Here is a 23,606-nt window from a genome sequence, read left to right on the forward strand (position 1 = left end):
TTGGCGGGATGACCCAGACCGATTTGCCGCATCCGGCCAGCGCCCAGACCTCGTCGCCCACCTACCGTCTCGCCTCCACCGACCGCGATTTCATCCTCGGCCCCTCGATGCGCGGGGTGCGCTTCCTGCTGGAGTTCGCGAAGGTGGACGAGGCGCTCCGCAACTGGAGCGTCCACTCGACCATCGTCGTCTTCGGCTCGGCCCGCATCCGCGAGGACGGCCCCGACCCGCACCCGCGCTGGTACAACGCCGCCCGCGAGTTCGGCGCGATCGCGTCAAAGCGCGGCGGCGCCCACCTGTCGGCCAAGGGCGAGCGCTACAACGTCATCTGCACGGGCGGCGGGCCGGGCGTCATGGAGGCGGCCAACCGCGGCGCCGCCGACGCCGGCGCGCCGTCCATCGGCCTCAACATCACCCTGCCGCACGAGCAGTTCCCGAACGCCTATTCCACGCCCGAGCTCACCTTCCGCTTCCACTACTTCGCGATGCGCAAGATGCACCTGGCCATGAGGGCCAGCGCGCTGGTCGTGTTCCCGGGCGGCTTCGGCACCCTGGACGAGCTGTTCGAGATCCTGACCTTGCGCCAGACCGACAAGTCGCCGGCCCTGCCGATCGTCCTGTTCGACGAGGCCTACTGGCGCTCGATCGTCAACTTCGACGCCCTGGTCGCGGCCGGGATGGTCAACAAGGCCGACCTCGACCTCTTCCGCTTCGCCGAGACGCCCGAGGCCGTCTGGGAATGCCTGCTCGCGGGCGGCCTGCGTCCCTATCAGGACATTCCCGAGCCGCCGCCCGCCGACGCGCACGACGTCGCCTAGACGCAGCTTGCGCCGCGCTCCGTCGCGGCGCCAACTGCACGGCCGTGCAAAGGGGGCGGGGCTCATGGACATCGGCGTCTTCATTCCGATCGGCAACAACGGCTGGCTCATCTCGGAGACCGCGCCGCAGTACATGCCGAGCTTCGAGCTCAACAAGCAGATCGTGCAGAAGGCCGAGCGCTACGGCTTCGACTTCGCCCTCTCGATGATCAAGCTGCGCGGCTTCGGCGGGAAGACCGAGTTCTGGGAGCACAATCTCGAGAGCTTCACCCTGATGGCGGGGCTGGCGGCGGTGACCTCGAAGATCAACGTCTTCGCCACGGCGGCCACCCTGACCCTGCCGCCGGCGATCGTCGCGCGGATGGCGTCGACCATCGATTCCATCGCGCCGGGCCGCTTCGGCATCAACCTGGTCACCGGCTGGCAGAAGGCCGAGTACGACCAGATGGGCCTGTGGCCGGGCGAGGGCCACTACGCCAACCGCTACGACTATCTCGCCGAGTACGCGACGGTGCTGAAAGGGCTGATGGAGACCGGGGTCTCGGACTTCAAGGGCCAGTACTTCCAGATGAACGACTGCCGCGTCAGTCCCAGGCCGACGCCCGGCGTGAAGATCATCTGTGCGGGCTCGTCCGACGAAGGGCTGGCCTTCACCGCGAAGTACGCCGACTACTCGTTCGCCCTCGGCAAGGGGACGAACACACCCACCGCCTTCGCCTCGGTGAACCAGCGGCTGGAGGCGGCCAAGGCCGAGACCGGGCGCGACGTCGCCGCCTATATCCTGTTCATGATCATCGCCGACGAGAGCGACGAGGGCGCGCTTGCAAAGTGGGAGCTCTACCGCAACGGCGCCGACCAGGAGGCGCTGAAGTGGCTCACGAACCAGGCTGCGCCGAACGCACAGGGCGGCACCAGCAACACCAACACCACCCAGCTCGCGGCGCCGGAGTCCGCCGTGAACCTCAACATGGGCACGTTGGTGGGCTCGTATGAGCGCGTCGCCCAGATGTTGGACGAGGTGGCCGAGGTGCCCGGCACCGCGGGCGTGCTCCTGGTGTTCGACGACTTCGTGCAGGGCGTCGAAGACTTCGGCGCGAGGATTCAGCCCAAGATGAAGTCGAGGCAGCATGTCGGCGCCTAGGCCCACCGTCCCCATCGAGGGCGCGGTCACCCTGCCGGCCCGGCCCGAGAACCTGCCGATCGACCCCAAGGCCACGGCCCTGATCGTCGTGGACATGCAGAACGCCTACGCCTCGCCCGGCGGCTACCTCGACATCGCCGGCTTCGACATCGGCGGCGCCGCGGGCGTCATCGAGAAGATCGCCCTTCTGGTCGAGACGGCGCGGAAATCGGGCGTGCAGGTGGTTTTCTTCCAGAACGGCTGGGACCCCGACTACGCGGAGGCCGGCGGCGAGGGCTCGCCCAACTGGTGGAAGTCCAACGCTCTCAAGACCATGCGCGAAAAGCCTGAACTCTCTGGCACGCTGCTCGCCAAAGGGACCTGGGACTACGCCCTGGTCGACCGGCTTCAGCCCCGGAAGGGTGACATCGTTATCGAGAAGCCCCGCTACTCGGCTTTCTATAACACCGCGCTCGACTCCATGCTGCGGGCCCGGGGCATCCGCAACCTCGCCTTCTGCGGCATCGCCACCAATGTCTGCGTCGAGAGCACCCTGCGCGACGGCTATCACCGCGAGTACTTCGGCGTGCTGATCGAAGACGCCACCCATCAGGCTGGGCCGCCTTTCCTGCAGGAGGCCACGGTCTACAACGTCGAGAGGTTCTTCGGCTGGGTCTCGAACACCGCCGACTTCTGCGGCGCCGTCGGCCAGGCGCCGCAAGACTGAAAGGAAGAGACATGCCCAAGACCGTCATCACCCCGCCGGGGACCCAGACGCCGATCGCGCCATTCTCACCCGGCACGCTGGCCGACGGCGTGGTCTACGTCTCGGGGACGCTGGCCTTCGACAAGGACAACAACGTCGCCCACGTCGGCGACGCGGCCGCGCAGACGCGTCAGGTGCTGGAGACGATCAAATCGGTCATCGAGACCGCCGGCGGAACCATGGAAGACGTCACCATGAACCACATCTTCCTGAAGGACTGGGCCGACTACGCCGCCATCAACAAGGTCTATGCCGAGTATTTTCCGGGCGAGAAGCCGGCGCGGTTCTGTATCCAGTGCGGCCTCGTGCGGCCCGAATTCCTGGTCGAGATCGCCACCATCGCGCACGTGGCCAAGACGTGATGGCCGGTCCGGAAGCGAACGGCCGGACGGCCGAACACGATATCGATCCGATGTTCCTGCATCGCTGGTCGCCGCGCGCCTTCACCGGCGAGCCGATGCCGCACGACCTGCTGATGGGCCTGTTCGAGGCGGCGCGCTGGGCGCCCAGCGCCTTCAACGCCCAGCCCTGGCGCTTCGTCTACGCCCACAAGAGCACGGCCGAATGGGACCGGCTGTTCGACGTTCTGATCCCCTACAACCAAGCCTGGGTGAAGCACGCCTCGGTGCTGATGTATGTGATCTCCGACCGTTTCCGTCGGGCGGACGGGCGCGAACCGGCGCCGATCCACAGCCACTCCTTCGACGCCGGCGCGGCCTGGGCCTACCTAGCGCTCCAGGCGCATCGCGTCGGCTGGGCGGCCCATGGCATGGCGGGGTTCGACCTGCCGCGATCGTACGTGGCGCTCGGCGTGGACGAGGCGCAATACCGGGTCGAGGCGGCGATCGCCGTGGGCCGGCCCGCCGACAAGGACATCCTCGACGAACCCTATCGCTCGCGCGAAGCGCCGAGTCCGCGTAACCCGGTTTCAAGCTTCGCATTCGAGGGGCGGTTCAAGGCGTAGGGCCGGCGGGATCCGGGCCCGGGCGCCTGAAAGTTCGGGGACGTACGATGCCAGACCAAGCGGCCTCGCCCAGGCCCACCTTCGCCACCGACGGCGTCCACCTGCTGCGGACGGCCCAGCAGGTGCAGTATCAGCTCAGCCAGATGGCCGACCAGAAGGCCAACATGGTGCTGGCCGCCACCTTCGTGATCTTCACGGTCTCGATCAGCCAGGTTCACAACGTGGCCAGACCGTTGCCCCTGTTCATCCTGGGCGCCGCCGCCTTCGCCGCCGCCTTCCTGGCCGTGCTCGCGGTGCTGCCGTCCGTGAAGGCGCCGCCGCGGCCCGACGGCCCAGCCAACATCCTCTTCTTCGGCTCGTTCACCCAGTTGCCGGAGGAGGAATTCATCGAGCGGCTGATGAGCGTCATCACCGATCCGAAGACGGTCTACGAAGCCTTCGCGCACGACATCTACCAGAACGGCAAGGTGCTCGCGTTCAAGAAGTACCTCTACCTCGGCTACGCCTACCGCATCCTGCTGGCCGGCCTGGTCGCCAGCCTGTTCGCGTTCGTCACGCCGTATGTCCTGATGCTGTTAGGCCGGTAGCCAGCGCCTCCTCGCTTGCTGGTCATGCCCGGGCGGGGCGCCTCCCTGCGGCCGTTGGATGGCCGGGTCGAGCCCGGCCATGACGATCAGGAGGAGGAGGGCGGCTCCCAGGCCGGCGGCGCCAGCTCGAAGCCTTCGAACCGGAATCCTGGCGTCACCACGCAAGCGACCAGGCACCAGCCGCGGTCGGCTTCCGCGGCCTGCCACTCGTGGGTCCGGACCAGATGCTGCGGCGACTGGCCCGAACCAGGACCCAGCCGCGTCTCCACCGTCGTCCCGCCGCCGTTCGTTCGCAGCTTCAGCGGCGAGCCGGCCTGGAAGATCCACAGCTCCTCGGCGTCCACTCGATGCCAATGCGAGCGCTGGCCGTCGTCCAGCAGGAACAGGATCAAGGTCCCGGCCGCCCGTCCGTCGGGCATTTGCGCGGCCGAGCGCCAGGTTTCGCGATACCAGCCACCCTCCGGATGCGGCCGCAGCTCAAGGCGTTCGATCAGATCAGACGCATCCATGGGGCCATCAGAGCGTCAGCCGCAGCTTGACCGCAAGGCCCGGCTCTCGGCCTGATGCGCCATGCGACGAATCCTCATCGGCCTGCTCGGCGCTCTGGCGCTCGCCGCCCCAGCCGCCGCCGCCCCCGACCTTTCGAAGATGGGCGCCGCCGAACTGGCGGTGTTCATGAAGGCGTTCCCGAAGGGGGGAGAACTGCACAACCATCTGGGGGGCGGCACGCCAGCCGAGCTGATCCTGGACTGGGCGGTCGAGGACAAGCTTTGCGTCGACACCCTCGAACTCGCGATTCGCTTCACCTGCGCGGGAGAGGGCGTGAAGCCTGCCGCCGAGGTCCTCGCCAATGAGGCGCTGCGCTCGGCGCTGATGGACAGCCTGACGACCCGCCATCCGGGATTCCGCGACCGCTCGGGCCATGACCAGTTCTTCACCGCCTTCAGCCGACGCGGCACGTCGCCCGGCCGCAACGGCGACGCCCTGGCCGAGACCCTGAACGGGCTCGCCCGCCAGAACACCTTCTACGCCGAATTGATGGTCACGCCGCAGTTCGTGGCTTCCCGCCAGATCGGCGCCAAGGCGGGCTGGCAGGGCGACGCGGCGAGGACAAAGGCGGCGATCGCCGCAGCCGGGATCGACAAGCTGGTCCCCGCCGTGGTCGCCGACACCGACGCCCTCGAAAAGCGGGCGCGCGACCTGATGAAATGCGGAACTGCGGAGGCTCAGCCGGGCTGCCAGGTGACCGCGCGCTTCCTCTTCCAGGCCATGCGCCAGGGCCCGCCTGAGCAGACCATGGCCCAGCTCCAGCTCGGCGTCGCGACCATCGCCGCCGACAAGCGCTGGGTGGGTCTCCAACTTGTGGCGCCCGAGGACGGGGTCGAGGCGGTCAAGTACTACGACACCCACATGAAGATCGTGGCCGAGCTCACCGACCGCGGCCGCAAGGTCCCCGTCGCGCTGCATGCCGGCGAGCTGACCCTCAAGCTCGTGACGCCGCAGGCCATGAGCTATCACGTCCGCGACGCCGTCCGCGTCGCCGGCGCCCGGCGCATCGGCCACGGCACGGCGTTGCCGGAGGAGGTGGGCGCCGCCGACACGGCCCGGGAGATGGCGGCGCGCGGCGTCCTGATCGAGGCCAACCTCATCTCCAATTCGGTGATCCTCGAGGTGCCGCCCGAGCAGCATCCGTACGCCTGGTTCCGCAAGATGGGCGTCCCGGTCGCGCTCTCCACCGACGACAGCGGCATCAGCCGCAGCGAGCTGTCCGGCGACTACGCCTATGCCGTCCGCAACGGCGCCACCTACGACGACCTGAAGACGGCGGCCCGCAACGCTCTCGCTTTCAGCTTCCTGCCGGGCGACGGCCTTTGGGCCGACCCGAACGTCTACAGGAAGCCGACAGCCGCCTGCGCCGGCCAGATCGGCAATCCCGAGCCAAAGGGCGGGTGCGCCGACCTCGTCAGGAAGAGCGACAAGGCTCGCGAGCAGTGGCGGCACGAGAAGCTGCTGCGGGCGTTCGAGGCGGGGTTCTAATCCCACATCTTGCTCGTCATCCACGGGCCTGACCCGGGGATCCATTCCAGAGCGCGTGCGCAAGTTCGCACTGCCGCCGCCGCTTGGATGGCCGGGTCAAGCCCGGCCATGACGACCTCGTTCGTAGTTAAGCCTCGAACGCCATGTAGACGAACCGCGCCACGAACAGGGCCGCCAGGGCGAAGAGCAGCCAGTCGGCCTTGCCGACCCGCCGCGCGGCCAGCTTCAGCTGCGAATAGGCGATCACGCCGAATGCCAGGCCGTTGGCGATGGAGAAGGTCAGCGGGATCGTCACCAGCGTCAGGAACGCCGGGATCGCCACGACGGGATCGTCCCAGTCGATCTCTGTCAGGGGCTGCATCATCATCGCGCCGACGAGGATCAGCGCCGGCGCCGTGGCCGCCGCGGGGATCACCTGGGCCCAGGGCGCCACGAACAGGGTGGCCAGGAACAGCAGGCCGGTGACCACCGCCGTCAGGCCCGTCCGCCCGCCCGCCGAGACGCCCGAGGCGCTCTCGATGTAGCTGACGACCGTCGAGGTGCCGGCCAGTGAGCCCACCACCGTTGCGCCCGCGTCGGCGAAGAGGATGCGATTGAGGCGCGGGATCGAGCCGTCGGGCGCCATCAGGCCCGCCTTCTTCGAGACGGCCACCAGCGTTCCCACGTTGTCGAAAAGGTCGACGAACAGGAACACGAACAGGATCTCCAGCAGCGCCAGCCCGAAGCCATGCCCGCCGATCCCGAGCGCCGCCGGAATGTCCAGCTTCAGCGCCGTGCCCGTCATCTCGTCCAGGCTGTAGGGCTGCGGGTTCCAGGTCGCGAGGCCCAGCATCCAGCCCAGCACCGCGGTCGCTACGATGCCGATGAAGATCGCCCCACGCACCTTCAGCACCAGCAGCACCGACAGGATCGCCAGGCCCAGCAGGGCCAGCATCGTTCCCGGCGCATGGATGTCGCCCAGGCCCACCAATGTCGCCTTGTTCTCGACCACGAGACCCGCGCCGCGCAGGCCGATGAACGCGATGAACAGGCCGATGCCGGCGGCGATCGCAGAGAACAGCGCCCGCGGTATGGCGCTGACGATAAGCTGCCGCACGCCCGCCACCGTCAGCACGATGAACAGGACGCCCGAGATGAACACCAGCCCCAGCGCCGTCTGCCACGGCACGCCCATGCCCTGCACCACGGTGAAGGCGAAGTAGGCGTTCAACCCCATGCCGGGCGCGAGCGCGATCGGGTAGTTGGCGAGGAACCCCATCAGCAGGCAGCCCACGCCGGCGGCCAGACAGGTGGCCGCGGCCACACCGGCCACGGGCATCCCGGTCGTGCCGAGGATCGAGGGGTTCACGAGCACGATGTAAGCCATGGTCAGGAAGGTGGTGGCGCCGGCCAGCACCTCGGTCTGCACGCTGCTGCCGCGCTCGCGGAGCTTGAAGGTGCGGTCCAGCACGCTCATCGGGCGGCCGCCTGCGGGATGGTCTTGGCGTAGGTCGGCCAGCCGGCCACCAGCGCCTTCACCACCGGCGCCCCGACCAGGTAGGCGGCCTCGAAGGCGGCCGGCGCGCCGCCCGGTGTGAACTTCACGCCGCCAGGGGCCACGCCGTCGGCTTCGCGGGAATAGTTGCTGGCGGTGCGCAGCACGAGGACGCGGTCGCGGTCCACGCGGCCCTCCTTGGCGTAGATGTCGAGCGTGTCGAGAATGCCCTGATCCTCGCAGTCGGTGGTCGCGAAGACGCCGGCGCCGTCGGTCCACGTCCTCACCCAGTCGCGCGCCCAGCGCGTGCGGCGCTCGCCGTGCCAGAAGCGGGTGGTGGAGAGGTTGTCCCCGACGAACACGAAGGGCGGCCGCTGCGCCATCGGCTCGCTCTTGAACCCGGCGCGGGCGGTCCTGAGCAGGTCGTTGTCGGGCAGGGGGATGTCGCGGGTCATCTGGTAGGCCCACTGGACCAGCCCGGAATTCAGCTTCCAGGCCATGCCGCTGGACCCGGCCGCCGTGCCCTTCTGCCCCGGTCCGGCGGTGCCCAGCGACCAGAGGCCATAGGGCCAGTCGGCAGGGATCTCTCGGTCGTCGCGCTCGAAGATCGGGTCGGCGTCGACCACCCAGTTCGACCAGACGGCGCTGCCGATCGATCCGGCCCGCGGGTCGACGCCGGCGATGCCGGCCACCACCCAGTAGGCCTTGGAGACGTCCAGCCGCGGGTCCAGGATGATCGCCGTCAGGCTCTGGCGTGGCCGCGCGCGCATGCCGGTCACCACGCCCAGGACGCCGTCCTCGGAATAGAGCACCCGGCCTTCGATCCCCGGGATCTTCATCGGCTTCGTCAGCGGATAGCGGTCGGCCCAGAACTTGAACTCGCCGGACGCGAAATGCGGGTCCTCGGCCGATGCTCCCGACTCGAAGGTCGTCAGCACCACCACCTTCACGACCAAGGGCTTGGCAAGGACCGATCCCGGCAGCAGCAGGGCGGCGATGAGCAGCAGAACGCGAAGCATGGAGTCCCCCGAACCCGATGCTCCATAGTCGGGCTCAGGCGCGTCGAGGCAAGGGCTCAGGCGCCGCCACGAGCGTGGGCGAGGCGGCCTGCCAGATAGGTGCGCTCGACCAGCCGGTCGTCTGCCAGCACCGCGAGCACGAACAGCGTTTCGGCCAGCGTCCGCGCGCGGCCCGTGCGCCGGGCCACCAGCGGCGTCGCCGCGAGGTCCAGCACCACGAAGTCGGCCTCCTTGCCCGGGAGCAGGTTCCCCACGCGCCGGTCGATGTGCAGCGCCCTCGCGCCGGCCAGCGTGCCCAGGTAGAAGGCGTGCAACGGATCCAGGCTGTCCCCCTGCAACTGCCCGATCTTGTAGGCCTCGGCCATCATGTGGAGCTGCGAGAAGCTGCCGCCGCCGCCGACGTCCGTACCCAGGGCCACCGACATCCCGCAGGCGCAGGCCCGTTTCAGGCTGAAGAGGCCGCTGCCGAGCAGCAGGTTCGACGAGGGGCAGAAGGCGGCCGTCGCCCCCGCCTTGGCCATCCGTCCCATCACGCCTTCGTCGCAGTGGATGCAGTGCGCGAACACCGACCGAGGGCCGAGCAGCCCGAACCGCTCGTAGACGTCGAGGTAGTCCCCCGCCCACGGGAACAGCCCGCCCACCCGCGCGATCTCGGCCCGGTTCTCCGACATGTGGGTGTGCAGCAGCACGTCCGGATGGGCCGCCAGCAGCTCGCCGGCCATGGCGAGCTGCGCGTCGCTCGACGTCACCGCGAACCGCGGCGTCACCGCATAGCCCAGCCGGCCCTTGCCCCCGTACGCGCGGATCAGCGCCTCGGTGTCGGCGCGGCCGCTGTCCACCGTGTCGGTCAGGCCGGCGGGCGCCTCGCGGTCCATCAGCACCTTGCCGGCGACGAGCCGCATGTCGCGCGCCAGCGCCGCCTCGAATAGCGCCTCCGCCGAGCCCTTGTGCACCGTGCAGAAGGCGAGGGCGCTGGTGGTCCCGTTCGCCAGGAGCTGGTCCAGGAAGATCTCCGCCACCGCATCCGCGTGCGCCCGGTCGGCAAAGGCCATCTCGGCCGGGAACGTGTGGGTGTTCAGCCAGTCCAGGAGCTGCGCGCCCCAGGCCGCTATCACGTCCACCTGCGGATAGTGCACGTGGGCATCGACGAACCCCGGCGCGATCAGCCGCCCCGGCAGGTGCTCCACCGGCGTGCCCTCGGGCAGGGTGGGGCCGAGTGCGTCCCACGCCCCGAACGCCGCCACATGCCCGTCCTCGACCAGCAACAGGCCATCGGGGTGATAGGCGTGCGCCTCCGCCGCCGGGACGCGCGACGGATCGTCCAGCATGTGCAGCAGGGCGGCGCGATAGGCATGGCGGCTCATGGGGCGACGGCGATCCAGTCGACTTCGGCCATCTCGACTTCGTCCAGGTTTTCCCCCGGCCCCACCCGGTCGACCACCAGGAAGTCGCTCTCCGCCTCCAGCGCCAGGAGGAAGTGGTGCCAGGTCCCCCGCGCGTAGTTCACTCCCTGATGCGCCTCCGCGCGGAAGATACGCACGGCCGCGGGATCGAATTCACCGGGCGGCGCCACGGCCACCAGGAACGGCCGCCCGTTCAGCGGCATGAAGGCTTGGCTGCCCAGCGGATGCCGCTCGAAGATCTTCAGCACCGGCGGCGTCAGCGGCTTGGAACGGAAGATGCTGAGGATCGCGTGGCCGTCGCCCACCGCCACGTCCGACAGCGCGTTGAACCGCTTCGTCCAGCCATAGTTGATCGGAATCGTCTCGGCCCGCTCCGAAGCCTCGATCACGTCGCCGAACGGCGCGAACGCGTCGGCGGTCAGGGGTTCTGGAACGATGGTCCTCACGGCCCCACCTTCGCGCCGGCCTTGATCCAGGCGCCCAACTGTCCCCGCTCGGCCTCGGTCATGCCCGTCTCGTTGCCCAGCGGCATCGATTCCGTAGCCACGGCCCGCGCGTAGATCTTCTCGGCGTGCTGCTGCAGGCCGGCGTCGGTGTCGAACATGGCCCCGTTGGGCGCCACCGGCACGCCGCGGTGGGTCGGGTGAGCGGCGTGACACATGATGCAGTGCCTATCGACGATGGCGCGCACCGTTGCATAGGCCGGGACCTCGGCCACGGTCGGCGGCTTTGGGCGGGCGCTCACGTTCAGCACCGCCACGGTCACGAACGCCAGCGCGCCGAACACCAGCACCTGCGGCTCGAACCGCCCCGCGTTCTTCAGGTTGAAGAAGTGCCGGATCGTCCAGCCGGCGATGCCCAGGCCCGCTAGCCACAGCCAGTTCAGCGGCGCGGCGAAGATCATCGGGTAGTGGTTGCTGATCATGATGAACAGCACCGGCAGGGTCATGTAATTGTTGTGGACGCTGCGCTGCTTGGCCTGCTTGCCCAGCGACGGGTCGGGCGTCTGCCCCGCCAGCACCTGGGCGACCACCTTCCGCTGGTTCGGGATGATGATCATGAAGACGTTGGCCGCCATCACGGTCCCGATGATCGCGCCGACGTGCATGAAGGCGCCGAGGTCCGAAAACACGTGCGTCAGGCCATAGGCCGCGGCCACAAGAACTGCGAACCACACGACGCTGAAAAGCTTCAGGTTCTGGCCCATCTTCGAACGGCACAGCCCGTCGTAGACCAGCCACCCCAGGACCAAGCTCCCCAGCCCCAGCCCGACCGCCTGCCAGACGGACAGGTCGGCCTTCGTCTTGTCGATCAGGTTGAGGTCCGCGCCGACGTAGAAGATCAGGCTCAGCAGCAGGAAGCCCGAGATCCAGGTGGTGTAGGCCTCCCATTTGAACCAGTGCAGTTCCTCCGGCATGTCGGCCGGCGCCACCATGAACTTCATCTGCCGGTAGAAGCCGCCCGAGTGGACGCTCCACAGCTCGCCGGCGATGCCTTCCGGCGCCTGCGGCGGCTTCTTCAGATGGCTGTCCAACCACATGAAATAAAAGGACGATCCGATCCAGGCGATGCCGGCGATCAGGTGCAGCCAGCGGATCGCCAGGTTCGCCCACGCTTCGAGGTCGGCTATCATTCGGCGGTGTCTTGGGTCAGTTGCAGGAGCTCCGCGGCGAGCGAGACGGCGATCACGGCGGGATCCTTGCCCTTCAGGGCGGCGATCCCGATCGGACAGTTGAGGCGGGCAAGCTCGGCCTCGCTCACGCCGTCGGCGCGCAGCCGGCCCTCGAACCGGCGACGCTTGGTCTGCGACCCGATCAGCCCGAGATAGCGGAAGTCGCCGCGCGCCAGCACCGCCCGCGTGAGCCGATAGTCCACGTCGTGGCTATGGGTGAAGATGGCGAACAGCGTGTCCGCCGGCGCCGCCTCGACGGCCTCGATCAGTTCGTTCTCGCTCAGGATTGCGGCGCGCGTTCCGCTGGCTTCCGGCCGCAGATCTTCGCGGCTGGCCAGCCAGTCCAGGTGGAAGGGCAGGGGCGCGAACGTCCGGGCCACGGCCTGTCCCACATGCCCCGCGCCGAAGATCACCAGGCGGGGCAGGATGGGACGGATGATTTCCGACAAGCGCTTCACCTCCGGAATGGGCGTGCGGGGTCCGTCCGATGCGCCGGCCTCGTCCTCCACGGCGCGGGTCATGCGGCCGCCCTCAAACCGGGCGGTCAGGGCGAATGGCGCGCGCGCCGCCGCCGCCGGCTCCAGCCAGTCCAGGCTCTCGGCGTCCAGCCGTTCGACCAGCAGCCGCACGTGGCCGCCGCAGCACTGCCCCAGTAGCGGGCCCAGCGGGTAGTCCTGCAGGGCGTGCCGGCGCGCGGTCTGGTCCAGCATCCGCCGCGCCTGGTCCAGCGCCTGCCGCTCCAGCGAGCCGCCGCCGATCGTACCGCTGAACCGGTCGGGCCAGACCAGCATCCGCGCCCCGGTCTCGCGCGGCGTCGAGCCCTGCGCGCCCACCACCGTCACCATCGCCAGCGCCTCGCCGCGCCGGGCGGCGGACAGGGCTTGGTTGATCCACTCAGGCACCGGCGCGCCTCCGCACGTCGTCGCACGCCGCCAGGATCCGCTCGGGCGTGGCCGGCGCGTCCAGGTTCGGCATCACCTGATGCCCGCCCACGCTGGCGACCGCGTCGGTCAGAGCCGAGAACACCGAGATCGCCAGCATCAGCGGCGGCTCGCCCACGGCCTTGGAGCGATGGATGGTGTTCTCGCGGTTCTCGCCCGCGGCCCAGATCGCCACGTTGAAGATGTCCGGACGGTCGCCGGCGGTGGGGATCTTGTAGGTCGACGGCGCGTGCGTGCGCAGCCGGCCCGCATCGTCGAACACCAGTTCCTCGGTGGTCAGCCAGCCCATGCCCTGGATGAAGCCGCCCTCGATCTGGCCGAGGTCGATGGCCGGGTTCAACGACCGACCCACGTCGTGGAGGATGTCGACCCGCGTGACCTTGCTCTCGCCTGTCAGGGTGTCGATGGCGACCTCCGAACAGGCCGCGCCATAGGCGTAGTAGTAGAACGGCCGCCCCTTGTGGTTCACCCGGTCGTAGTGGATGTCGGGCGTCTTGTAGAACCCCGCCGCCGATAGCGAGACGCGCGCCACATAGGCCTCGTGCACGAAGTCGCGGAAGCTCATCAGCTCGGCCCCCACCCGCACGCCCTCGGGCGTGAAGACCGCCTCGTGGCCGTAGTTTGTCTTCGCCCAGGCCGACAGCCGCGCCTTGATCTGCTCGCACGCGTCCAGCGCGGCCATGCCGTTCAGGTCGCTGCCCGAAGACGCCGCGGTGGCCGAGGTGTTCGGAACCTTGTCGGTGCGCGTCGAGGTGATCTTCACGGCCGCGAGAGGGACCTGGAAGGCGTCGGCCGCCACCTGCGCCACCTTGATGTTCAGCCCCTGGCCCATCTCGGTCCCGCCGTGGTTCAGGTGGATCGAGCCGTCGGTATAGACGTGCACCAGCGCGCCCGCCTGGTTCAGGTAGGTGGTCGTGAACGAGATGCCGAACTTCACCGGCGTCAGGGCGATGCCGCGCCTCAGGTGGTCGTTCGCGTCGTTCCACGCCGCGATGGCCGCGCGCCGCGCCCGGTAGTCGCAGCCGGCCGCCAGTTCGGTCATGATCTCGCGAGCCACGCTGTCGGTGACCGTCTGGCCGTAAGGGGTCACGTCGCCGGCGACGCCGTAGAGGTTCGCCAGCCGCACATCCAGCGGGTCCCTGCCCAGCGATAGGGCCGCGGCGTCCAGCGCCCGCTCTATGGCCATCATCCCCTGCGGGCCGCCGAAGCCGCGGAAGGCGGTGTTTGAGACGGTGTTCGTCCGCGCCCGATGGCTGACGATCTCGGCCGTCTGCAGCGCATAGGCGTTGTCGGCGTGGAACATCGCCCGGTCGTTGATCGCGTGGCTCAGGTCTGCGGAGAAGCCGCAGCGTGAGGCGAACGCAAAGGCGGCGCCGTGGAGCCGGCCCTCGTCGTCGAAGCCCAGCTCCCAGTCGATCTCGAAGTCGTGCCGCTTGCCGGTCATGACCATGTCGTCGTCGCGGTCGAGTCGGATCTTGGCCGGGCGCCGCGTGATCTTGGCGGCCAGCGCCGCCATGGCCGCCCACTGCACCGACTGGGTCTCCTTGCCGCCGAACCCGCCGCCCATCCGCCGCACCTCCACCGTGATGGCCGCGTCCGGAAGATTGAGCACCCGGCCCAGGATATGCTGGGTCTCGGTAGGGTGCTGGGTCGAGGTCCAGACGTGCAGGTCCTGGCCCTCTCCGGGCGCCACCAGCGCCACCTGGCCCTCGAGGTAGAAGTGCTCCTGGCCGCCGACCCGCAGATGGCCCGACACGCGGCGCGGCGCGGCGGCGATGGCGGCGCGCGCGTCGCCCAGCTTCATCGTCTGGGTGGGCTCGATGAACGACCCTGCGGCCACCGCCGCATCGGCTGTCAGCAGGGGCGGCAGGTCTTCGTATTCGGCGACCGCCCGCGCCGCCGCCGCCCGCGCCTTGGGCAGGGTCTCGGCCGCGACGCAGAACAGCGCTTGGCCCAGGAACTTCACCTCGCCCTCGGCAAACAGCGGGTCGTCCCCCGCGAACGGGCTGATGTCGTTCTTTCCCGGCACGTCGGCCGGCGTCAGGACGGCTGCGACGCCCGGCGCGGCCCGCACCGCCGACAGGTCCAGCTTCGTCACCCGCGCATGCGCCCGCGCCGCCTGGCCGACCGCGATGTGCAGCAGTCCAGGCGGCTCGGGGATGTCGTCGATGTACAGCGCCTCGCCCGACACGTGCCGCGGCGCGCTGTCGTGCCCGATAGGCGCGTGCAGGACGGGAAGCGGGCGGACGGCGCTACCGGAGTCAGCCATGGGTCACCGCCGCCAGGTCGCGCAGCCGCTCCGCGCCCGTGCTCTCGCGGAACGCGCGGCGGATCAGGTTCTTCGCCGCCTCAAGGCGATAGTCCGCCGAGGCGCGCATGTCGGTGATGGGTGCGAAATCTTCGCCGAGCCGCGCGACGGCGGTCTCCACCGTCTCGGCCGTCCAGGGCTGGCCGATCAGCGCCGCCTCGCAAGCCGCCGCCCGCTTCGGCGTCGCCGCCATGCCGCCGAAGGCGATCCTCGCATCGGTCACACGATCCCCATCCAAGCCGACCGACAGCCCGAGACACACCGCCGAAATATCCTGGTCGAAACGCTTGGAAAGTTTGGCGATCTTGAAGATGCGTCCCGCCGCGGGCTTCGGAACGATCACCGCCTCGACGAACTCGCCGGGCGCCCGGTCCTGCTTGCCGTAGGCCAGGAAGAACGTCTCCAGCGGCAGCTCCCGCCGGGCCGATCCCTTGCGCAACACCAGCGTCGCGCCGGCCGCGATCAGCGCGGGCGGCATGTCGCCGATGGGCGAGCCGTTGGCGATGTTGCCGCAGACCGTGCCCAGGTTGCGGACCTGCAGCCCGCCCAGCCGCCGCAACAGCTCCCCGAACTCCGGGTGCAGCGCCGCCAGGGCCGGATGCGCGTCGGCGTAGCGAGTCCCCGCGCCGATGCGGATCGCGCCGCCCAGATCGTCGACCGCCTTCAGGTCGGCGCAGTCGTTCAGCGAGACGATGGTCTCCAACACGCGATGCTGCTTGGTCACCCAGAGCCCGACGTCGGTGCCGCCGGCCAGCACGGTCGCGCCGGGGTTCGCTTCCAGCACGCCTGCCAGTTCATCGGCCGAGCGGGGCGCGAAGAATCGCCGCCCCTCGTGTTCCAGCGTCAGCATCTCGGTGGGCCGGATCGCGGCGAGCGCCGCCCGCAGCGCGCCGTCGTCCCCCTCGGTCGCGCCCATCGCCTGGCCCGCCGCCAGGATCGGTCCATAGCCGGTGCAGCGGCACAGGTTGCCCGCGAGCGCGTCCTTCAGGCTGTCCGCATCGGTCGGTCCGCCCGCCCGGCGCAGCGCCTCCAGGCTCATCACGAAGCCGGGCGTGCAGAAGCCGCATTGGCTGGCGTGCGTATCCACCATCGCCTGCTGCACGGGGGAGAGCGCCCCCTCGCGGCCCAGCCCCTCCACCGTCGTGATCGCGCGGCCGTCGAGCATCGGCGCGAACAGGATACAGGCGTTCACCGCTCGGTGGCGAACGACCCCGTCCGCCAGGTCCGAGACCACCACCGTGCAGGCCCCGCAGTCACCCTCGGCGCAGCCTTCCTTCGTGCCGGTCAGGCGGCGGTGGTAGCGCAGCCAGTTCAGCACCGTCAGGGTCGGGTCGGTGTCGGCCGGGAGCTCATGCGCCGCGCCGTTCAGCACGAAGCGGATCGGGCGGCCCATCTAGCTGCCCCGGTAGGTGGAATAGGCGAACGGGCTCACCAGCAGCGGCACGTGGTAGTGCGCGCCGGCTTCCGAGACGCCGAAGTCGATGGTGACGGTCTCCAGAAAAGCCGGCTGCGGCAGGGCCACGCCCATCCCGCGGAAGTATTCGCCGACCTCGAACTCCAGCCGGTAGGCGCCCGCCGTCAGCGCCTCGCCGGACAGCAGCGGCCCGTTCACGCGCCCGTCCGCGTTCGTCGTCGCCGACGCCAGCGCCTGTCCGTCCCGCGACAGCCGCAGACGCACGCCCGCCGCGGGGCGGCCGTGCATGGTGTCGAGGACGTGGGTGGTCAGGCCGGCCAAGGAAGACTCCGTGAAACAGCCGCCCAGAATCCGCTCTGAGGGACGGAATTGCAACCGTGACACAGGCTTGCGACGCTGCGGTCTCTGCGAAGCCTGCTAAGCGGTCAGTCCATGCTCGACACCAGCTATCCCCGCGACCTCATCGGCTACGGCAAGGACCCGCCGCACGCGGACTGGCCCGGCGGCGCACGCATCGCTATCCAGATGGTGCTCAACTACGAGGAGGGCGGCGAGAACTGCGTCCTCCACGGGGATCCAGCGTCGGAAGCCTTTCTGTCCGACATGATCAACCCGGCGCCGGTCCCGAACGCGCGGCACATGAGCATGGAGCAGATCTACGAGTACGGCAGCCGGGCCGGCGTGTGGCGCCTGCTGCGCCTGTTCGACCGCTACAAGGTCCCCGTCACCGTCTTCGGCGTCGCCATGGCGATGGAGCGCAATCCAGACGTGGTGGACGCGATGCTGGAAGCCGGCCACGAGATCGCCTCGCACGGCTGGCGCTGGATCAACTACCAGGACGTCTCTGAGCGGGTGGAGCGCGAGCACATGGCCCGCGCCATCGACATCCACAAGCGCCTGACCGGCCAGCGGCCGCTGGGCTGGTACACCGGCCGCACCAGCCCCAACACCCGACGCATCGTCGCCGACGACGGCGGCTTCCTCTACGACGCCGACGACTACTCCGACGACCTGCCGTTCTGGACCGAGGTGAACCGCCGGCCGCACCTGATCGTCCCCTACACGCTGGAGGCCAACGACATGCGCTTCTCCGGCACGGGGCTGAACACCGGCGAGCAGTTCTATTCCTACCTCAAGGACGCCTTCGACGTGTTGTACGAGGAGGGGGAGGAGCGGCCCAAGATGCTGTCCATCGGCCTGCATTGCCGCATCGTCGGCCGGCCGGGAAAGATGGCCGGCCTGGAGCGCTTCATCCGCTACGCTCTCGGCCACCAGGACGTCTGGTTCGCCCGCCGCGTCGAGATCGCGAAGCACTGGCGCGAGCGGCATCCCTATGGACGATAAGGCCGCATTCCTCGCCCGCTTCGGCCACGTCTACGAGGCCTCGCCCTGGGTCGCCGAGGGCGTCTGGCCCGACCCGCCCGCCGACCGCGACGTCCTGGCCAAGGCGATGGCCGCCGTCGTCGACGCCGCCCCGCGCGAGCGGAAGCTGGCCCTCATCCGCGCCCACCCCGAGTTGGCCAGCCGCGCCAAGATGGCCGCCGCCTCGGTGCAGGAGCAGGCCGGCGTCGGCCTCGACCAGTGCAGCCCCGACGAGTTCGCCGCGTTCCAGCACCTAAACGCCGCCTACAACGCCCGCTTCGGCTTTCCCTTCATCTATGCCGTGAAGGGCGCGACGCGGACGCAGATCCTGGAGGCCTTCGTAGCCCGCCTCGCCAACGATCCCGAGACGGAGTTCGAGACCGCCATCGCCCAGATTCACCGCATCGCCGGTTTTCGCCTCGCGGATTTGTTCTAGGATTTCGGAATGTTCGACGATCTTCGCCGCCAGTTCGTGGACCTCGCCCAGCCCCGCCTGGGTTCGGAAGTGGTCTTCGCCACCGACGACTTCTTCGCCGACAAGGCCCGGCTGATCGCGCCGACCGAGCCGGTGTTCATCCCCGGCAAGTACGACGACAACGGCAAGTGGATGGACGGCTGGGAAAGCCGCCGCAAGCGCACGCCCGGCCACGACTGGTGCGTGGTTAAGCTGGGCGTGCCTGGCATCGTCGCCGGCTTCGAGATCGACACCCGCCACTTCACCGGCAACTATCCGCCCGGCGCCGAGGTCGAGCTGTGCGTCTCCGACGAACAGGTCCCCGGCGACGACGCCGGCTGGGTCAAAGTCACGCCGCGGCTGGAGTTGAAGGGCAACGACCGCGCCTGGTTCCCGGTCGAGCACGCCACGCCTGCCACCCACGTGCGGCTGCACATCTTCCCCGACGGCGGCGTCGCGCGCCTGCGGGTCTGGGGCCGCGTCGATCCCGACTGGAGCAAGGTGGGCGAGGGCGAGGCGATCGATCTCCTCGCCATGGCCTGGGGCGGGCGCGGGATCGTCGCCAACGACGAGCACTTCGGCCGCGTGGAGAACATGACCGCCCCCGGGCGCGGCGTGGACATGGGCGACGGCTGGGAGACGCGCCGCCGGCGCGAACCCGGCCACGACTGGTCGATCCTGGAGCTCGGGACCTTCGGGCGGGTGAACGAGGTCGTCGTCGACACCGCGCACTTCAAGGGCAACTACCCCGACCGCTGCTCGATCCAGGCCACCGCCCGCGCCCACGGCGCCCCGCACGAGATCGCCCAGCAGGCCGAGAGCTGGCCCGTCCTGTTGCCGGAGGTGAAGCTCCAAGCGGATCACATCCACATCTTCCGCAGCGAACTGGCCGACCTCGGCCCCATCCGCTTCGTCCGCCTCAACATCTATCCCGACGGCGGCGTCAGTCGGCTGCGGATGATGGGGACGGTGGCGCGCTAGGCGGCCACGGCCACCGCGGTCACATGCGCCTCGGCCGCCGCGCGGATGGCTTCGGGGAAAGGGACCGCCCGGCGCAAGCGCAGATCGGTGTGTACGCCCGTGATCGCGCAGGTGGCGCAGGCCTCTCCAGTCTCGGCGTTGTGCATCGTGTGCACGAACCGCACGACTCGCTCCCGCACCTCGATCACCTCGGTCCGCACCTCGACGCTCTCGCCGGCCAGGATCTCCTTCCGGAACGTCGTGTTCTGCTGCACGGCGGCCATGCCGCGCTCGGTGTCGCGAAGGTAAGTGGGGGTGATCCCAAGCTGGAGCAGCAGGTTCCACGACGCCTCGTCGAACTTCCCCGCGAACCACATGTTGTTCATGTGCCCGACGTGGTCGCAGTGCCAGGGGTAGACGGTCCCCCGGTAGGTCAGCAGCGGTTGCATTCTCGTCCTTCCTCGATGGCTCCGTCCTCGGCGGAGTTCGTTTGTGATACGGTTCCGTATCGAAGCTGGATGCGAAAATCAATACGCTACCGTATCAACGTGGCATGAGCACCGCCGATGGATCGCAGGACTGGGTTGAGGCGGGCTTCGACGCCCTGGCGGAGGGCGGCGTCGACCGCGTGCGGGTCGAGGTGCTGGCCCAGATGCTCGGCGTCACCAAGGGCGGCTTCTACCGCCGCTTCCGCGATCGGCCGGCGCTGCTGGCGGCCATGCTGGACACCTGGGCGGATGGGCGGATCGCCGCCATCCGCCAGCAGACCGCCCTCGACGGGGAGACCCCGCACGAACGCCTACGGCTGCTGATCCGGTTGTTTTCGGAGCGGCCGAACGCGCGGGGGCTCTCCATCGAACTGGCCGTCCGCCAATGGGCCCGCAGCGACGCGCGCGCCGCCGCCGCTGTATCCCGCGTCGACGCCGTGCGGCTGGAGCGCGTCACCGACCTCTACGCCCGGCTCGGCTATCCGCCCGTCCGCGCCCGGGCCCGAGGCCTGATCATCTACGCTTATATCTTTGGCCAGGGCCTGCTGTTGCCAGAGGCGTCGCAGGGCGAACGCGAGGCCCTGGCTCGCGCCTGCATGGATGAGCTGATCCCAGTGGAAGGCTAGGCGCTGGCCTCCAGCCGCAGCAGTTCGGGCTTGCGCATCAGGGCCGGCAGCAGCGCCTCGCCCGCGGTCTCGCGCCATCCGCTTCGCGCATGCCGGCGCAGCAGGAACGACGTTTCGCCGGCCGTCGGTCGGACGATCCAGACGAACACCCGCTCGTGCGAGCGGACCGGCAGGCGCGGGAAGTTGTTCTCCCGCGTCTCGCTCATCAGGGTGGCCAGCATCTCTCCACCGTCTGCCTCGATCTGCGGCCGCATGACCCGGGCGAAGAACTCGGCGAAGGGCGCCATGAGCCCGTCGTCCAGGTAGTGGATGAAGGCCAGGATTCCCCGCGGCGCCGAAGGCAGCGGCCGCAACGTGCTTCCGTCGGTCGGCCTCAAAAGCAGCACGTTGTCGGAATCCAGCATGGTGCTGTTCGCCGCGTCGCGATGCGCCTTCCAGACGGGGCCGCCGTAGAACGCCGTCAGCGCCTCCGCGCGCGCCGCGTAGGTCCCGAAGCCCCGCAGCCAGACGAAGCGGTCCGGGTCGTCGCGATCGCGAAAAGTCCCCAGGACCCTCGCGCCCACCGCCTCCTGCGGCTCGATGAACGCCCGCGCGAACAGCTCGTTCAGCCGGTTGCGGCCGCCGGGGTGGCAGGTGTACTGCCGAAGTTCGATGACGGGATCGCCTGCGACGGTCGCGTGCGCCGGCAGGGCGGCGAGGGCGGCGCCGGCGGCGACCACCGCGCGGCGATTGGGTTGAGGCTCGGGCATGGCCCTGTTTCGCCCAGGCCTGCTGACAGCCTCGTGGCAGTAGCGACGTGAAACCGGTCCACGCGCGCTACGCTGCGCGCGCCGTCGGCAGGCCGCCGGCTTTTGCGATGAAGGCGATCACCTCGTCGAGGCCTGCAAGCCGCGTAAGGTCGGTGAACACGAACGGCCGCTGGCCCCGTTGCGCGCGTGCGTCGTGGTCCATGATCGAAAGATCCGCCCCCACGTGTGGCGCGAGGTCGGTCTTGTTGATGATCAGGAGGTCCGAGCGCGTGATCGCCGGTCCGCCCTTGCGGGGGATCTTCTCGCCCTGGCAGACGCTGACCACATACAGCGTCAGGTCCGCGAGGTCGGGGCTGAAGGTGGCCGCCAGGTTGTCGCCGCCGCTCTCGATGAAGATCACGTCCAGGTCCGGAAAGCGCCGGTTCATTTCTGCGATCGCCCCCAGGTTCAGCGAGGCGTCCTCGCGGATCGCGGTGTGCGGACAGCCGCCGGTCTCCACCCCGATGATCCGATCCTCCGGAAGCGCCTGCAGCCGGCTGAGGATCAGGGCGTCCTCCTGGGTGTAGATGTCGTTGGTCACCACGGCGATCGACCAGCGGTCGCGCATGGCCTTGCACAGCTTCTCGGTCAGCGTCGTCTTGCCCGAGCCGACGGGGCCGCCGATGCCGACGCGCAGGGGCCCGTTCATAGCCGCGTCCTCATGAGCCGAAGAGCCTCCCGTCCAGCGTTTCGTGCCGCATCGCGGCGATGTCGGAGACCAGGCTGGCGGAGCCGAGATCGTCCAGCGTCGCGGCGGCCGCCCGGACGGCGGTGCGCAGGATCACCGGCTCCAGGCCGGCGAGCACCTGCAGGGCGTCCGACTGGCCCAGCGGCACGGCGCGCACCGCCACGCTGACCAGGTTGGAGGCAAAGGCGTGCAGCCAAGCCGTCAGCGCCGGCTGCAACGGAAGGCAGGCCGCCCCGGCGGCGGCGCCCAGCGCCACGGGGTAGGGCGCCCGGATGAGCGGCGGCGGGTTCCAGGCGGCCACCGCCTTCAGGAACGCTTCGCCCTGCGCCATGGTCTCGCGGTGGCGTTCGAGGGACGGCGCCAGCGCCTCGCCCAGCTCGGCTATCTCGTCCAGCGCCACGTGGTCCTCGGCGGTCACCGCGGTCCAGGCGGCCTTCACCAGCACCGCATCGGTCCAGGCCGATCCTCGCTCCAGCAGCGGCGCGATCCAGCCGGTCAGCGAGCGCACGTCCGAGACTGCGCCCTCGCGGATCGCCGTCTCCAGTCCGTGCGAGAAGCCGAACGATCCCACGGGAAACGCCGGCGACAGCCAGGTGAGCAGGCGCAGCAGGCGCGCTTCAGTGGGCATGCCCATCTCCTTCGTGCCCGCGGCCCTCGTGGCTGTGGGCGTCGTGGTCGTGGCCGTGGTCGTGATAGGCGCCGCCCTCCGGGTCGAACGGCGCCACGACCTCGCGGACGTGGGCGCCCTGGTGCTCCAGCATATGCGCGATCACGTGGTCGCGACGGATCAGGATGCGGTCGGCGAAAACCTGCGCCGCCAGATGCCTGTTGCCGATGTGCCAGGCCAGGCGGATCAACTCCGCGGGCGTGTGCGCCGTGACTTCCAGCAGCGGCTCGGGCTGGGCCACCACCGCCACGACCCCGCCGCCCGGAAGCTGCAGTCCGTCGCCGTCCTTCAGGTGCGTCGCCTCGCTGAGGTCGAGGAGGTATTCGGCGCCGGAAGCGCCGGTCAGCATGATTCGGCGGCGATGGCGCCCGTCATAGTCCAGCGTCACCCTGTCGGCCGGGGCGCCGCTCCAGGCCCCTGCGGGCAGGATGTCGGTGATGGTGGTCAAAACAGGAAATACCTCTGCGCCATGGGCAGCACCTCGGCGGGCTCGCAGGTGAGCAGTTCGCCGTCGGCGCGCACCTCGTAGGTTTCGGGATCGACCTCGATCCGCGGCGTCGCGCCATTGTGGATCATCGAGGCCTTCGAAAGCCCGCCGCGCACGTTCTCGACGGCGACCATCTCCTTCATCAGCCCCAGCTTCGCGGGCAGCCCGGTTTCGACGGCGAGCTTGGACGTGAACACCACCGACGAGCGGGTGACGGCCCGCCCGAACGCCCCGAACATCGGGCGGTAGTGCACGGGCTGCGGCGTCGGGATCGAGGCGTTCGGATCGCCCATCGGCGCGGCGGCGATCGATCCGCCCAGCAGCACCAGGTCCGGCTTCACCCCGAAGAAGGCGGGGCTCCACAGCACTAGGTCTGCGCGCTTCCCGGGCTCTATCGAGCCGATGTGGGCTGCAATGCCATGGGCGATGGCCGGGTTGATGGTGACCTTGGCGATGTAGCGCTTCACCCGGACGTTGTCCGCCGGGCCGTCGCCAAGCTTCCCGCGCTGCTTCTTCATCTTGTCGGCGGTCTGCCAGGTGCGGATCAGCACCTCGCCCACGCG

The 23,606-nt window shown here is 69.5% G+C and carries 27 protein-coding genes; 11 read left to right on the top strand and 16 right to left on the bottom strand.

The features are described 5' to 3' along the window. The first annotated feature begins 8 nt into the window (after window positions 1-8). From Q0L11_RS10785 to Q0L11_RS10810, 6 genes are all read left to right on the top strand, one after another. Entirely contained in the window at window positions 9-818 is an 810-nt protein-coding gene (locus Q0L11_RS10785; protein WP_296597226.1) for a TIGR00730 family Rossman fold protein, read from the top strand. A 64-nt stretch (window positions 819-882) separates the two neighbouring features. Continuing rightward, window positions 883-1,959, top strand: a complete 1,077-nt coding sequence (rutA, locus tag Q0L11_RS10790; RefSeq protein ID WP_296597227.1) for a pyrimidine utilization protein A — start codon at window positions 883-885, stop codon at window positions 1,957-1,959. Next, a complete protein-coding gene (gene rutB / locus Q0L11_RS10795) occupies window positions 1,946-2,665 on the top strand; it encodes a pyrimidine utilization protein B (RefSeq protein ID WP_296597228.1) in 720 nt (239 codons plus the stop codon). Before rutA ends, rutB begins: the two co-directional genes overlap by 14 nt. Before the next feature lie 11 nt (window positions 2,666-2,676). After that, window positions 2,677-3,066, top strand: a complete 390-nt coding sequence (gene rutC, locus Q0L11_RS10800) for a pyrimidine utilization protein C (protein WP_296597229.1) — start codon at window positions 2,677-2,679, stop codon at window positions 3,064-3,066. Then, entirely contained in the window at window positions 3,066-3,668 is a 603-nt protein-coding gene (locus tag Q0L11_RS10805) for a nitroreductase family protein (RefSeq protein WP_296597230.1), read from the top strand. Before rutC ends, Q0L11_RS10805 begins: the two co-directional genes overlap by 1 nt. Before the next feature lie 47 nt (window positions 3,669-3,715). Then, window positions 3,716-4,255 carry a Pycsar system effector family protein gene (locus Q0L11_RS10810; RefSeq protein WP_296597231.1) on the top strand — a complete coding sequence of 180 codons (540 nt, stop codon included), beginning with the start codon at window positions 3,716-3,718 and terminating at the stop codon, window positions 4,253-4,255. 86 nt (window positions 4,256-4,341) lie between these two features. On the opposite strand, the gene Q0L11_RS10815 is transcribed toward Q0L11_RS10810, so the two are convergent. Then, window positions 4,342-4,764: a cupin domain-containing protein gene (locus Q0L11_RS10815; protein ID WP_296597232.1), complete on the bottom strand. Its 423-nt coding sequence runs from the start codon at window positions 4,762-4,764 to the stop codon at window positions 4,342-4,344. A gap of 61 nt (window positions 4,765-4,825) precedes the next feature. Between Q0L11_RS10815 and Q0L11_RS10820 the strand changes: the two genes are divergently transcribed. Beyond that, window positions 4,826-6,292 (top strand): adenosine deaminase, encoded by a 1,467-nt coding sequence (locus Q0L11_RS10820; protein ID WP_296597233.1) that lies wholly within the window; start codon window positions 4,826-4,828, stop codon window positions 6,290-6,292. 127 nt (window positions 6,293-6,419) lie between these two features. Here Q0L11_RS10820 and Q0L11_RS10825 read toward each other — a convergent pair whose 3' ends face one another. Genes Q0L11_RS10825 through uraH form a run of 9 tightly spaced genes read right to left on the bottom strand, consistent with a single transcriptional unit; the run spans window position 6,420 to window position 16,844 of the window. Next, window positions 6,420-7,742 carry an NCS2 family permease gene (locus Q0L11_RS10825; protein ID WP_296597255.1) on the bottom strand — a complete coding sequence of 441 codons (1,323 nt, stop codon included), beginning with the start codon at window positions 7,740-7,742 and terminating at the stop codon, window positions 6,420-6,422. A gap of 2 nt (window positions 7,743-7,744) precedes the next feature. Then, a complete protein-coding gene (locus Q0L11_RS10830) occupies window positions 7,745-8,785 on the bottom strand; it encodes a purine nucleoside permease (RefSeq protein ID WP_296597234.1) in 1,041 nt (346 codons plus the stop codon). A gap of 56 nt (window positions 8,786-8,841) precedes the next feature. Next, window positions 8,842-10,149: a guanine deaminase gene (gene guaD / locus Q0L11_RS10835; RefSeq protein ID WP_296597235.1), complete on the bottom strand. Its 1,308-nt coding sequence runs from the start codon at window positions 10,147-10,149 to the stop codon at window positions 8,842-8,844. Next, entirely contained in the window at window positions 10,146-10,634 is a 489-nt protein-coding gene (locus Q0L11_RS10840; RefSeq protein ID WP_296597236.1) for an ureidoglycolate lyase, read from the bottom strand. Before Q0L11_RS10840 ends, guaD begins: the two co-directional genes overlap by 4 nt. Then, a complete protein-coding gene (locus Q0L11_RS10845; RefSeq protein ID WP_296597238.1) occupies window positions 10,631-11,821 on the bottom strand; it encodes a urate hydroxylase PuuD in 1,191 nt (396 codons plus the stop codon). The genes Q0L11_RS10840 and Q0L11_RS10845 overlap by 4 nt, the downstream gene beginning before the upstream one ends. Then, a complete protein-coding gene (xdhC, locus tag Q0L11_RS10850; protein WP_296597239.1) occupies window positions 11,818-12,762 on the bottom strand; it encodes a xanthine dehydrogenase accessory protein XdhC in 945 nt (314 codons plus the stop codon). The genes Q0L11_RS10845 and xdhC overlap by 4 nt, the downstream gene beginning before the upstream one ends. Beyond that, window positions 12,755-15,070 (bottom strand): xanthine dehydrogenase molybdopterin binding subunit, encoded by a 2,316-nt coding sequence (gene xdhB, locus Q0L11_RS10855; RefSeq protein WP_296597240.1) that lies wholly within the window; start codon window positions 15,068-15,070, stop codon window positions 12,755-12,757. The genes xdhC and xdhB overlap by 8 nt, the downstream gene beginning before the upstream one ends. Then, window positions 15,063-16,502, bottom strand: coding sequence for a xanthine dehydrogenase small subunit (xdhA, locus tag Q0L11_RS10860; protein ID WP_296597241.1), 1,440 nt, complete (start codon window positions 16,500-16,502; stop codon window positions 15,063-15,065). The genes xdhB and xdhA overlap by 8 nt, the downstream gene beginning before the upstream one ends. Next, window positions 16,503-16,844, bottom strand: coding sequence for a hydroxyisourate hydrolase (uraH, locus tag Q0L11_RS10865; protein WP_296597242.1), 342 nt, complete (start codon window positions 16,842-16,844; stop codon window positions 16,503-16,505). A gap of 111 nt (window positions 16,845-16,955) precedes the next feature. Here uraH and puuE point away from each other — a divergent pair, with 111 nt between their 5' ends. Genes puuE through alc form a run of 3 tightly spaced genes read left to right on the top strand, consistent with a single transcriptional unit; the run spans window position 16,956 to window position 19,320 of the window. Next, the gene (puuE, locus tag Q0L11_RS10870) at window positions 16,956-17,867 is read left to right on the top strand and encodes an allantoinase PuuE (protein ID WP_296597243.1); all 912 of its coding nucleotides are present in this window, start codon (window positions 16,956-16,958) and stop codon (window positions 17,865-17,867) included. Then, window positions 17,857-18,321, top strand: a complete 465-nt coding sequence (gene uraD / locus Q0L11_RS10875; RefSeq protein ID WP_296597245.1) for a 2-oxo-4-hydroxy-4-carboxy-5-ureidoimidazoline decarboxylase — start codon at window positions 17,857-17,859, stop codon at window positions 18,319-18,321. Before puuE ends, uraD begins: the two co-directional genes overlap by 11 nt. A 9-nt stretch (window positions 18,322-18,330) precedes the next feature. Beyond that, window positions 18,331-19,320, top strand: a complete 990-nt coding sequence (gene alc / locus Q0L11_RS10880) for an allantoicase (RefSeq protein WP_296597246.1) — start codon at window positions 18,331-18,333, stop codon at window positions 19,318-19,320. On the opposite strand, the gene Q0L11_RS10885 is transcribed toward alc, so the two are convergent. Further along, a complete protein-coding gene (locus Q0L11_RS10885; RefSeq protein WP_296597247.1) occupies window positions 19,317-19,748 on the bottom strand; it encodes a thioesterase family protein in 432 nt (143 codons plus the stop codon). The two genes, alc and Q0L11_RS10885, sit on opposite strands and share 4 nt — an antisense overlap. 104 nt (window positions 19,749-19,852) lie before the next feature. Between Q0L11_RS10885 and Q0L11_RS10890 the strand changes: the two genes are divergently transcribed. Then, on the top strand, window positions 19,853-20,413 hold the full coding sequence (locus tag Q0L11_RS10890) for a TetR/AcrR family transcriptional regulator (protein ID WP_296597248.1): 561 nt from the start codon (window positions 19,853-19,855) through the stop codon (window positions 20,411-20,413). Here Q0L11_RS10890 and Q0L11_RS10895 read toward each other — a convergent pair. From Q0L11_RS10895 to Q0L11_RS10915, 5 genes are all read right to left on the bottom strand, one after another. Then, on the bottom strand, window positions 20,410-21,162 hold the full coding sequence (locus Q0L11_RS10895; protein WP_296597250.1) for an NIPSNAP family protein: 753 nt from the start codon (window positions 21,160-21,162) through the stop codon (window positions 20,410-20,412). The two genes, Q0L11_RS10890 and Q0L11_RS10895, sit on opposite strands and share 4 nt — an antisense overlap. A gap of 67 nt (window positions 21,163-21,229) precedes the next feature. Beyond that, window positions 21,230-21,850 (bottom strand): urease accessory protein UreG, encoded by a 621-nt coding sequence (ureG, locus tag Q0L11_RS10900; protein WP_296597251.1) that lies wholly within the window; start codon window positions 21,848-21,850, stop codon window positions 21,230-21,232. 10 nt (window positions 21,851-21,860) lie between these two features. After that, a complete protein-coding gene (locus Q0L11_RS10905) occupies window positions 21,861-22,517 on the bottom strand; it encodes an urease accessory protein UreF (RefSeq protein ID WP_296597252.1) in 657 nt (218 codons plus the stop codon). Beyond that, entirely contained in the window at window positions 22,507-23,004 is a 498-nt protein-coding gene (locus Q0L11_RS10910; RefSeq protein WP_296597253.1) for an urease accessory protein UreE, read from the bottom strand. Before Q0L11_RS10910 ends, Q0L11_RS10905 begins: the two co-directional genes overlap by 11 nt. Continuing rightward, a partial coding sequence (locus Q0L11_RS10915) for an amidohydrolase family protein (RefSeq protein ID WP_296597254.1) occupies window positions 23,001-23,606 on the bottom strand: 606 nt, incomplete at its 5' end. The genes Q0L11_RS10915 and Q0L11_RS10910, both read right to left, overlap by 4 nt.

It is taken from the genome of Phenylobacterium sp. (assembly GCF_024508875.1).
In the GTDB taxonomy this organism is placed as follows: Bacteria; Pseudomonadota; Alphaproteobacteria; order Caulobacterales; family Caulobacteraceae; genus Phenylobacterium.